Below are 2,735 nucleotides of genomic sequence, written 5' to 3' on the forward strand. Positions count from 1 at the left end.
ACTGAGTTCCCTGTGGGAGCGAGCTTGCTCCGGGCGGCGTTCCGACGATGGCGTCCGTTCAATCAATATAAATGTCGACTGATCCACCGCTATCGCGAACTCCCACAGGGTTTTGTTACGCAACCATTCGACCGATTCAAGCAACAGTCTGAAAGCCAATCCGGCGTTTTTCCGGGACCGCTGCGGCACTAATCTGCCGACATCGAATTTTCCTGAATTTTTGTCGGAGCTTTCCCATGATCCTGCATTACATCTACGACCCCTTGTGCGGTTGGTGCTACGGCGCCAAACCGCTGGTGCAGGCCGCCCAGGCTGTGCTGCCCGTGATTGCCCACGGCGGCGGCATGATGACGGGTGCCAATCGGCAAAAGGTTTCGCCACAACTGCGCAATTACGTCATACCCCATGACCGGCGTATCGCCGAATACAGCGGGCAGCCGTTCGGTGAGGCCTATTTCGAAGGTTTGCTGCGTGATCACACCGCCGTGTTCGACTCGGCGCCACCCATCGCTGCGGTGCTGGCTGCCGAGCAAATGGCCGGTCGCGGGCTGGAGTTGCTGGGGCACTTGCAAAGTGCTCACTACGTGGAGGGGCGCCGCATCGCCGATGAATCGGTGCTGTTTGAACTTGCCCACGGTATGGGGCTGGACCGCGAAACCTTCGAAAGGGCCTTAAGGGCGGCCGACACCGAAGGCCATATCAGGAACAGCCGGGCTCTTTTGGCCAAGGTCGGCGGGCAGGGCTTTCCGACCCTGGCGCTTGAGCACAATGACCAATTCACCCTGATCGATATCGGGCCATGGCTGGGTAAACCCCAGGCATTTGCGCAGTGGCTGAGTCAGTCGCTGCAGGAGCAGGACTCATCCAATTCCGTAGCAGTCTGCGGTCTCGATGCCTGCTTCAATTGAATATTCCTGCCGCGTAAAGCAATTTCCTGGACGATTTTCGCCTGTTTTCAGAAGATTCATGAAATTGACACATCGTTGAGGGCGCAGCTACGATTCGACCCAACGCCTGTGGCCGACCGCCACGACTCAAAAACAATAAAAGGCCCGCCGCGAGAAATCGTGAGCGGGCCTTTTTGTTTTTGCATTGAAATAAGAGCGCGATAGCGCCGTTTCGGCCGTTCGACACAGCGCGTATCAACCGTATTAAGGAAAAAAACAAAATGTTGAACAAGCGAATCAGCCTGATCGCTCTGGGGATGTTGAGCGCTACACAAGCCATGGCGAACGACCAGGCCGAATCCAAGGGTTTTGTTGAAGACAGCAGCCTCAAGGTGCTGCTGCGCAATGCTTACATGAACCGTGACTTCAAAGACGGCAACCCGGATAAATCCGAGTGGGGCCAGGCGGCCATCGGCACGTTCTCGTCCGGCTTCACCCAAGGCACCGTGGGTGTGGGTGTGGACGCTTTCGGGCTGTACGCACTGAACCTGGAACGCAGCGAAGACCGTAGCGGCGCGCAAGGCATCGACTTCTTCAAAAAGGGCGACAGCGGCCAGCCGGCTGACGACCTGTCCAAGGGCGGCGCGGCGATCAAGTTCCGCCTGTCCAGCACCACCCTGACCTACGGCGACCAGATGCCGGCCCTGCCGGTGCTGAATTACGACAACTCGCGCCTGCTGCCGGAAAGCTACACCGGCACCTTGATCACCTCCAAAGAGATCAAAGGCCTGCAACTGGACGCCGGGCGCTTCACCGCCGAATCGCGTAAAAGCGCTGAAGGCCGCGACAGCGGTGGCTTGAAGTCGATCAACGTATTGGGCGGTAGCTACCAGTTCACCGAGCAATTCAAGGCTGCGCTGTACGCTTYCGACGTCGAAGACGTGCTGAAGAAACAATACGTGAACGCCAACTACGTGTTCCCGATCGACAAGGATCAGTCCCTGACCCTGGACTTCAACGGCTACCGCACCAAGCTGGAAGATTCCTACGTTCGCGAAAACGGTATCACCGGCGACGACAACAAGATCTGGAGCCTGGCGGCCACCTTCATCACCGRCCCGCACTCGTTCACCCTCGCGCATCAGCGCAGCACCGGCGACAGCAACCTGGGCTACGCCTACGGCGGCTACCAGAAAGACCAGGGTCGCGTCGGCGACGGTGGCAACACCATCTTCCTGGCGAACTCCTACTGGTCCGACTTCAACGCCGAAGACGAACGCAGCTGGCAGATGGGCTACGGCCTGGACTTCAGCACCTTCGGTGTACCGGGCCTGAGCTACAACGTGGCCTACGTGCGCGGCGACAACATCACCACTTCCACCAGCGAAGGCGGCACCGAGCGCGAGATCTTCAACCAGATCAAATACGTCGTCCAAAGCGGCCCGGCCAAAGACCTCAGCGTGAAACTGCGCAGCTCGGTCCTGCGCGTGTCGCAGAAGTCGAGCGAGTACAACGTCAGCGGCAACGAAGTGCGTGTGTTCGTGGATTACCCGATCAATATCTTTTGATGATTGGTTGTGGTGTCGAGGCCTGATGCAAGGCTGAGAATGAAGAAGCCCCGACTGGTTCGGGGGCTTAATGAGATGGTCAGCCTGGCCGAGAAACCCTGCAGGTTTACGCTTGCAGGGCTTTTCTCGTTTTCGGTCGTGCGGATGCAGAACACATCATCGACAGCTTCAAAGAAGTTGTCAGCCAATGGCCAACACTAGCGGGGGCTTTGGGGCTATCGAATCGTGAGCAGGATAATATGGCGCCTGCATTTCGATTAGCGGAGCCTACGCAATGAAC

2 protein-coding genes are annotated in these 2,735 nt (G+C 57.9%); both read left to right on the forward strand.

The annotated features are described in order from the left end of the window. The first annotated feature begins 236 nt into the window (after positions 1-236). Positions 237-908 carry a DsbA family protein gene (locus ACXRVY_RS23070; protein WP_223462731.1) on the forward strand — a complete coding sequence of 224 codons (672 nt, stop codon included), beginning with the start codon at positions 237-239 and terminating at the stop codon, positions 906-908. A gap of 260 nt (positions 909-1,168) precedes the next feature. Next, positions 1,169-2,455 (forward strand): OprD family porin, encoded by a 1,287-nt coding sequence (locus ACXRVY_RS23075; protein ID WP_458238334.1) that lies wholly within the window; start codon positions 1,169-1,171, stop codon positions 2,453-2,455. The last annotated feature ends 280 nt before the right edge of the window (positions 2,456-2,735 follow it).

The organism is Pseudomonas sp. P5_A2_2 (genome assembly GCF_054177685.1).